Annotated in this window: 5 protein-coding genes and 2 pseudogenes; 6 read left to right on the forward strand and 1 reads right to left on the reverse strand. The window is 69.6% G+C overall.

Annotated features, from left to right (window positions below; all coding sequences use genetic code 11):
- From V7E09_RS11635 to V7E09_RS11645, 3 genes and pseudogenes are all read left to right on the forward strand, one after another.
- Window positions 1-537 (forward strand): ATP-binding cassette domain-containing protein (locus tag V7E09_RS11635; protein WP_324523428.1); only part of this gene is annotated, 537 nt, incomplete at its 5' end.
- Between the two features lie 47 nt (window positions 538-584).
- Window positions 585-2,258: pseudogene (locus V7E09_RS11640) on the forward strand (ABC transporter ATP-binding protein).
- Window positions 2,255-3,493: an MFS transporter gene (locus tag V7E09_RS11645; RefSeq protein ID WP_324512029.1), complete on the forward strand. Its 1,239-nt coding sequence runs from the start codon at window positions 2,255-2,257 to the stop codon at window positions 3,491-3,493. Before V7E09_RS11640 ends, V7E09_RS11645 begins: the two are co-directional and overlap by 4 nt.
- Window position 3,494: 1 nt before the next feature.
- Here V7E09_RS11645 and V7E09_RS11650 read toward each other — a convergent pair whose 3' ends face one another.
- Window positions 3,495-4,058, reverse strand: a complete 564-nt coding sequence (locus tag V7E09_RS11650; RefSeq protein ID WP_129459250.1) for a hypothetical protein — start codon at window positions 4,056-4,058, stop codon at window positions 3,495-3,497.
- Between the two features lie 443 nt (window positions 4,059-4,501).
- Between V7E09_RS11650 and V7E09_RS11655 the strand changes: the two are divergent.
- The 3 genes and pseudogenes from V7E09_RS11655 (at window position 4,502) to V7E09_RS11665 (ending at window position 8,335) form a co-directional block, all read left to right on the forward strand.
- Window positions 4,502-5,764 (forward strand): annotated as a pseudogene (locus V7E09_RS11655) (aminotransferase-like domain-containing protein).
- A 31-nt stretch (window positions 5,765-5,795) separates the two neighbouring features.
- On the forward strand, window positions 5,796-7,391 hold the full coding sequence (locus V7E09_RS11660; RefSeq protein ID WP_324523429.1) for an ABC transporter substrate-binding protein: 1,596 nt from the start codon (window positions 5,796-5,798) through the stop codon (window positions 7,389-7,391).
- On the forward strand, window positions 7,391-8,335 hold the full coding sequence (locus V7E09_RS11665) for an ABC transporter permease (protein WP_324512031.1): 945 nt from the start codon (window positions 7,391-7,393) through the stop codon (window positions 8,333-8,335). The genes V7E09_RS11660 and V7E09_RS11665 overlap by 1 nt, the downstream gene beginning before the upstream one ends.
- Window positions 8,336-8,342 lie beyond the last annotated feature (7 nt).

Raw genomic sequence — 8,342 nt, forward strand, 5'->3', positions numbered from 1 at the left:
CTCTACCAGCGCGTCGGGTTCGTGTTCTCCGACGACTACCTGCTCAACGCGTCCCTGCGCGACAACATCGCGCTCGGACGTCCCGAGGCCACCCTCGATGAGGTGCGGTCGGCCGCCGCCGCCGCGCAGATCGACGAGCGGATCGGCCAACTCCCCCGCGGCTACGACTCGGTGCTCGGCACCGACGCGGAATTGTCGGGCGGAGAACGGCAACGCGTCGCCATCGCGCGGGCGCTGCTCGCCGACACCCCCATCCTGATCCTCGACGAAGCGACCGCGTTCGCCGACCCCGACTCCGAGGTCGCCATCCAGCGGGCGCTCAGCGAACTCGTCCGAGGGCGGACGCTGCTCGTGATCGCCCATCGGCTCTACACCATCCGGCAGGCCGACCAGATCGCGGTGCTCTCGGGCGGCCGCATCGTCGAATCCGGTCGCCACGACGACCTGCTCGCCAGCGACGGGGAATACGCCCGGCTGTGGCGCGCCACCGGCAGCGACGAGGTCGCGCCGACGCACATCGAAGGGAACCAGGCATGATCCGCAACTTGCGCTGGGTGCTGGGCAAGGGCCGCACCCTGGACGGGATGATCGCGCTCGCGGTCGTCGCCGCCATCCTCCAAGGCATCACGTTCGTGCTGCTCGTGCCGCTGCTGCGCGCCCTGATCCTGGGCGACATCGCCGGGGCGTGGCTGTGGGCTGGCGCCCTGACCGCGGCCGCGCTCGGCTTCGCCATCACCTTGTGGTTCAGCTCGGTGCTCGGCCAGAAGGCGGCCCTCGACCTATCGGTGGGCCTCTATGACCGTCTCGGAGACAAGATCTCCCGCCTGCCGCTGGGCACGGTCGACCTGGCGCTCACCGGACGCCTCGCGCGCCTGACCAGCAAGGGCGTCATGCAGGTCACCACGGTGCCCGCACACCTGGTCCGGCCCATCATCACCGCCGTCGGGACGCCGCTGACCGTTGTCATCGGCATGACCGTGATCGACTGGCGGATCGGGCTGACCGCGCTCATCTCCCTGCCGCTGCTGGCGGGCGGCTACCTGCTGACCGGCACCATCGTCCGCAACCGCGACAGCAAGTACGCCGCCGCGTCGGCTGAAGCGGCCGGGCGGATCGTCGAATTCGCGCGAGTGCAGCCCGCGCTCCGGGCATTCCGCGGCAGCGCGTCGAGCAACGACGAGTTGACGCGTGCGCTTGGCGCCCAACACAAGACCTACCGCTCGCTGCTGCTGGGCGGCGCCGCAGGCATGTCGATCTTCGCCGTGGCCGTCCAGGCCGTGATCACGGTGCTGGTGCTGCTCGGCACGGCCCTGACGCTTGGCGGCAGCCTCGACGTCCCCGCACTGGTCGCCCTGCTCGTGCTGTCGCTGCGGTTCGTCGAACCCCTGATGCAGGTCGCCGACCTGGGCTCGGCGCTGCGCGTGTCGTCCAACTCGCTGGCCGAGATGCGCGAGATCCTCGACGCCCCCGAACTGCCCGAGCCGACCACCGCGGCCGTCCCGGCGGACGCCAGCGTCGCACTGCGTGACGTCGGCTTCTCCTACCGCCCCGACACCCCCGTGCTCACCGGCATCAGCTTCAGCGTCGCGCCGGGGACCACCACCGCGCTGGTGGGCCCCTCCGGTTCGGGGAAGAGCACGCTCATCAAACTGCTCGCCCGCTTCCACGACGTCACCAGCGGGCAGGTGATGATCGGCGGCCAGGACGTTCGCGAACTGGGCACCGCCACCACCATGGAGAACGTGTCGCTGGTGTTCCAGGACGTCTACCTGTTCTCGGGGACGCTCCTGGACAACATCCGGATGGGGCGCCCCGAGGCGAGCGACGAAGAGGTGTTCGCGGCCGCACACGCCGCTGAGGTCGACGAGATCGCCGCCCGGCTGGGGGACGGCTGAGACTCGCAGGTCGGAGAAGGCGGCGGGTTGCTGTCCGGCGGAGAACGACAGCGCGTCTCCATTGCGCGCGCCATCTTGAAGGACGCCCCCATCCTGCTGCTGGACGAGGCCACCAGCGCGCTGGATCCCGTCAACGAACAGGCGGTCTCCCGCGCCCTGCACCACCTGGAGGGTCGCTCCCGGCTGGTCATCGCGCACCGGCTCGAGACGGTGGTGAACGCCGACCAGATCGTCGTCCTCACCGATGACGGCCGGATCGCCGAGGTCGGCGTCCACGCGACCTTGATGGCCAACGACGGTCCCTACGCCGCGTTCTGGCGCGCTCGAACCGAGGCCGCCGGCTGGAGCCTGGCCACCTCGTGAGCGTCCAGGCTTCGACACAGAAGAAGGCCGACGCCTCAGCCAACGGGCAGGTCGGCGTCCTCCTGGCGGCGGTGGCGATCGCGTTCACCGGCCAGATGACGCTCAACCCGATCATCGCGCCGCTGTCGCGTGAGATCGGGCTGGCCGAATGGCAGGTGGGGCTCACCATCAGCGTCGCCGCCCTCATGGTCGTGCTGTTCAGCCCGATCTGGGGACGCCGCGCGCAAGCCTGGGGGAGCCGCACCGTCCTGATCGCGGCGCTCGGCTTCGCGACTGTCGTCATGGTCGCGTTCGCCGGCGTCGTCGGGCTGGGACTGGCCGGGTTGCTCGGCCCCGTGCCGCTGTTCGTGGCATTCCTGGTGCTGCGCGGTCTGTGTTACGGGGCGGCCGTGGCCGCCGTCATGCCGACCGCTCAGGCACACATCGCCGCCGTCACCACCGACGAGGCGACCCGCGTGAAGGGCATGGCGGGGGTGGGGGCCGCGCAGGGGGCGGCGTCCATCCTCGGCGCGATCGTCGGTGGGGTGCTGGTGGTGTTCGGCCTGATGGTGCCCATGATCGCCGTCCCCGTCATGCTCGCGCTCGCGCTGACCCTGGCGTGGGCCAAGCTGCAGCGTCCGGACGCGGCGACCCTGGTGGCGAGGCCCGCCGGGCTGCGGGCAACCGACCCGCGGGTGCTCCCGTACCTCATCGCCGGGTTCGGCATGTTCCTGGCCTTCGGCTTCGTCCAGGTGATCACCGGCTTCCTCGTCCAGGACCGGCTCCACCTGGAGGCCACCGCAGCCGGTGCCTTCGCGGGGATCGCCTTCCTGATGGCCGGCATCGGCATGCTGGTCTCCCAGGTGGTGCTCATCCCGAGGCTGGGCTGGGGGCCGCATCGGCTGATGCGGGTGGGCGTCGCGTTCGCCCTGACGGGGTTCGTCGTCCTGCTGCCGGACGCCGGCCTGTGGCTGCTCCTGGTCGCCATGCTGCTGATCGGGCTGGGCCTAGGATTCGCGATCCCGGGCTACACCGCGGGCCCGACGTTGCTGGTCCGCGATGAGGAGCAGGGTGCGCTCGCGGGCCTCATCGGCGCCACCAACGGGCTCACCTTCATCATCGCCCCCACCGCGGCCACGCTGCTGTACGGGCTGGGAGGTTGGATTCCGGTCGCCGTCTCGGTGGTCCTGCTGGCCTGCGTGATGCTGTTCTTGGTGCTCGATCCGCGGTTCTCAGCGGGTCAAGCCTCCGCTTGAGTCAGTCACCATCGGATGCGCCTGCAGAACTGGTCTCGGGCGCATCCGACGGGCCGGCCTGCAGTTGTCGAAGATTCGCGGACTTCGAGGATCCCAGGGGGATTGGCCGTTCAACCGGGTCAGGCAACTCTTCCGGGCCCGGCTCTCGCACCTCATCGGCCATCAGTTTCGGACGCTGGCCTTCGGGTGCGCACGTCTCGGACGTGATGGGTGATCGGCGGACCCACTTCAACTCGCGGAGTTCCTGACGCCCGTTGGCAAGTAGGTTCTTCACACGCGGCCAGGCGGAAAGCTCCCACCACTGCTTGACATGCGGTGACGCGACCACGAGCGCGGCGGCGATAACAAGACCTGCCTCCAAGGCCATGCGATGGTCCTCGTCGCTCAGCCCTGACTTATCGACGCTGCGCTCGTATGACTCCGGTTCATCGTCGTCAGGGATGAAGTCCGCATGGGTCTCCATGTGCCCACCGGCGTCGTAGAGGTTCTGACTCCAGCCTCCACTCGTCTTCCTGCCGGGCGTCAGGTTGTCATCGAACACGAACCTCCCGCGGACCTCAGCCATGCTGACTAGTTTAGCGATCGCCTCGTGGCGGTGGCACTGTGCAGTCAAGTCTTCGATAGTGGGGCCTCATTGGTCCACGGCATGAAACTTGTGGTAAATCGGGCCCCGCTGTGTATAGAGTTCCCCCAGCCCCATCCGGGGGCCTGAAACTCTGTCTGTGTACAGGAGTCGGCATGACCGTCATCGTCCATCGCTTGGCCGCTGTTCTCGCGCCCACGATGCTGTCGATGCCCTGCTGTCGCTGTTGTTGAGGTCACTCGCACCGCGGTGATCCGGGCCTGAGGCCCGTTGACGTTTTCTTTTTCTGACGCCTGAGCGCGAGGATTCTTCGCGCCGTGGTGCTGATTCCCGTGCGCTGTTCTTGGCGTGCCGTGAGTCCCTATTTCTGCGCCGGTGCGCAGCATTCCTCGCCTCGCCTTTCCTCCGCTCGAAGGAGCACGCCCATGAGCAGCGACACCACCACCTACAAGCCTTCCTTCCATGAACTCGCCGACTCCGCCGCACTGACTGAACCCGGTGCAGCCACCGCGGACGAGAGCCGCCCCGCACTGTCGCGCCGGGGCGCCGATCAGACCATCGGCGGGGCGTTCGCACGGTCGTCGGTGCCCCTGGCTCCGGGTGGAATCGCCCTCACCGGTGGCTTCCCCGGCCCCGACGTGCTGCCCATCGCCCGGCTCGCCGAGTCCTACGCCCGCGTCCTGGCCGATCCCGGCGCGGGGCTGACCGCCCTGCAGTATCACGGCCCGTTTGGCACCGACGAGTTGCGCGCATGGATCGCCGAAGATCAGGGCGTCCCCTTCGAGCAGGTGCTCATCACCAACGGCGCGCTGCACAGCATCTCCTACGCGCTGGAGGCGCTCATCGAGCCGGGCGACCTGGTGCTCGTGGAGAACCCCACCTACCCCTTCGCGTTGCGCGCGCTGCAGTACTACGGCGCCCGCGTCGAGGCGATCGGCACCGACGCACACGGCCTCGACGCCGACGCCCTGCAGACCGCGCTGGAGGCGGGCGCCCGCCCCAAGGCGCTCTATGTCATTCCCGACTTCCAGAACCCGACCGGCGTCACCCTCACCGCGCAGCGCTGGACGCAGATCACCGAGTTGGCCGAGCAGTACGGGTTCGTGATCTTGTCGGACAACCCCTACTAGCGGCTGCGGTTTGCGGGGGAATCCGTCGCCGACTTCGAGGTGGCCAGCGACCGGGTGGTGCACGCCAACACGTTCTCCAAGGTGCTCGGCCCGGGCCTGAGGCTCGGCTGGGCGGTGCTGCCGACCTGGCTGGTGGGCCCCGCCGTCCGGACCCGGCTCAACACCGACCAGCACGCCGGGCTGCTCACCCAGCGTGTCGTCACCGACCTGCTCACCCAGCCGGGAGCCCTGGACGCGGTCGTCACGGACGCCACCACGGCCTACGCCGAACGATCGCGGGTGCTCTACGACGCCCTGGCCGCCCGGCTGGGGGACCGCTTCGTGGCCGCCCGGCCCGAGGGCGGACTGTTCCTGTGGGCGCAGATCCCCGGTCTCGACGCCGCGCGCGCGCTCGACGCGGGCCGCGCCGCAGGCGTCGACTTCACCCTCGGCGTCGGCTTCGACCCCGTCGCCAGCGGACGCTACGACGAGTTCGTCCGCTTCGCCTACTCCAGCGCCACCCCCGATCAGCTCCTCCTCGCGGCCGACCGCTTCGCCGACGCCGTCGCCTCCCTGTGATCCCACACCGCAACCACACCAAGGAACCACGATGACCAGACCTGCACGACTCCTCGCCGTCGCGCTCGCCCCGCTGCTCGCGCTGACCGCCTGCAGTGCCGCCCAACCGGCCACGCCGACCAGTTCGGCCGCCACCACCCCCGTCGCCGGAGGGAACTACGTCCACGCGCTGGAGGCCGAGCCGGGCGGCTGCCTCGACGGCGCCCAGCAGCGCTTCCACGTCGCCCTCAACATCGTTCGCCAAGCCACCGACTCGCTGGTCGACCTGGATCCGGAGACCGGGAAAATCGTCCCGTGGCTGGCGACCGCCTGGGAGATCAGCCCCGACGCCAAGACCTTCACCTTCACCCTGCGCGACGACGTCACCTTCTCCAACGGGGAGAAGTTCGACGCCACCGCGGTGAAGGCCAACTTCGATCGGATCTCCGCGCTGGGCGCCAAGGCCGTCGGCGCCGGACCGGTGCTCGCCGGGTACACCGGAACCACGGTGGTCGATCCGACCACGGTGAAGGTCGACTTCGCCCAGCCCAACATCCAGTTCCTGCAGGGGCTGACGGCCGCCTGGCTGGGGTTCATCTCCCCGACCGACACGCAGAAGACCGCCGACCAGATCTGCTCGGGGGACTACTCGGGCACCGGGCCGTTCGTCATCGACAGCTACACCAAGAACGATTCCGCGAAGCTGTCCAAGCGCACCGGCTACGCCTGGCCCTCAGCGACCGCCCAGCACACCGGTGAGGCCTACCTCGACTCGGTGACGTTCACCTTCCTCAGCGAGTCCGGCGTCCGCGTCGGCGCTCTGCAGTCCGGCCAGGTCAACTCCGTCTCGCTGGTCCAGCCCCAGGACGAGGCCGTGCTCACCGGCTCCGGCTTCTCGACGCTGGTGGCCAGCCCGCCCGGACTCGTGCAGACCTGGATCGCGAACCAGAGCTCGGCACTCGGTGGGGACGAGGCCGTCCGCAAGGCGATCTCGCTGGCTCTTGACCGGGAGGCGCTCACCACGCTGTACGGCTCCGGCTTCGCCCCGGCGACCGGCCTGCTGAGCCCCAACACGCCCTACTTCACCGATCTGAGCGCCTACATCACGCACGATCCGACCGCGGCGGCCGCCACGCTGGAGGAGGCCGGCTGGACGCTGGGATCCGACGGCATCCGCGTCAAGGACGGCGTCCGGCTCAGCCTCAACGTCATCAACGTGTTCCCCGAGCAGGCCGAACTGCTGCAACAGCAGCTCAAGACGGTCGGCATCGACTACCAGATCCGCAAGCTCGACAACGCGGCGTCCTCCCAGGCCATCGCGCAAGGCGACTACGACTTCTACGTGTGGAACATGACGCGGGCCGATCCCGACGTGCTGCGCGGCATCTTCTCCTCCGTCGGGGGAGCGCAGGCCTACTCGCGGGCCCAGCCGTCGGCCGCCGACGCGCCCCTGGCCGCCCAGGCCGGGGAGACCGACTCGGCCAAGCGGCAGGCGCTCGTGGATGAGGCGTCGGTCGAACTCGCCAAGAGCTACGTCGCGATCCCGCAGCTCACCCGCGCCTGGGTGTATGGCCTCGGCAAGGACGTCCACGGGTTCGCCGTCGACGGAGAGGCCAAGATCCTGCTGTACGACACCTGGATCGGCTGATGATCCGGTTCTTGTTCCGGCGGGCGGCTCAGGGGGCTTTCGTCCTCTGGGCCGCCTTCACGGCGTCCTTCGTGCTGCTGTTCCTGCTGCCTTCGGACCCCGTCTTGACCATGCTGGGCGCCGACGGCCAGGGCGCGAACGTCGACCCGGCCGAGGTGGCGGCGCTGCGCACCGAGTACGGCTTCGACCAGCCGGTGTGGCTGCAGTACCTCAGCCGCCTCGGTGCGGCGCTGCGGGGCGACTTCGGGCATTCCATGAGCACGGGCTCCCCCGTCACCAGTGAGATCGCCGCGGCCCTGCCCGCAACCGCCCTGCTGGCCCTGATCGCGGTGTCCCTGGCCGTGGTCATCGCCGCCGTCATCGCGATCGCCGCCACCAGCACCTCCCACGGCTGGCTGCGCCGCTTCCTGCTCTCCCTGCCCCCGCTGGGGGTCGCGATCCCCACCTTCTGGCTGGCGCTGGTGCTCCTGCAGATCTTCTCCTTCCGGCTCGGGTTGCTGCCCGCGTTCGGCGCTGAGGGCTGGACGTCGCTGGTGCTGCCCGCCATCACCCTCGCCCTGCCCGTGTCCGCGTCGATGGCGCAGGTGTTCGCCTCCTCTCTGGACGCCACCTGGGGTTCGCCGTTCGTGCAGACCGCCCGCGCCAAGGGCGCCCGTCGTCCGCGCCTGCTCACCCGGCACGTGCTGCGCAACGCCCTCTCACCGGCGCTGACCGTGGCCGGGGTCACCCTGGGCGCAGTGCTGGCCGGGTCGGTCGTCACCGAGAGCGTCTACGGGCGCCCCGGCCTGGGCCGGCTCGCCGAGCAGGCCGTCGCCGCCCAGGACATCCCCGTCGTGCAGGGGATCGTCGTGCTCGCCGCCGCCATCTTCGTGATCGCGAACCTGGGCGTCGACGTGCTACAAGCCCGCATCGATCCCCGTCTGCTTTCTGGAGGTGCCCGATGAGCACACC

This window comes from Propioniciclava sp., assembly GCF_036744435.1.
GTDB lineage: Bacteria > Actinomycetota > Actinomycetes > Propionibacteriales > Propionibacteriaceae > Propioniciclava.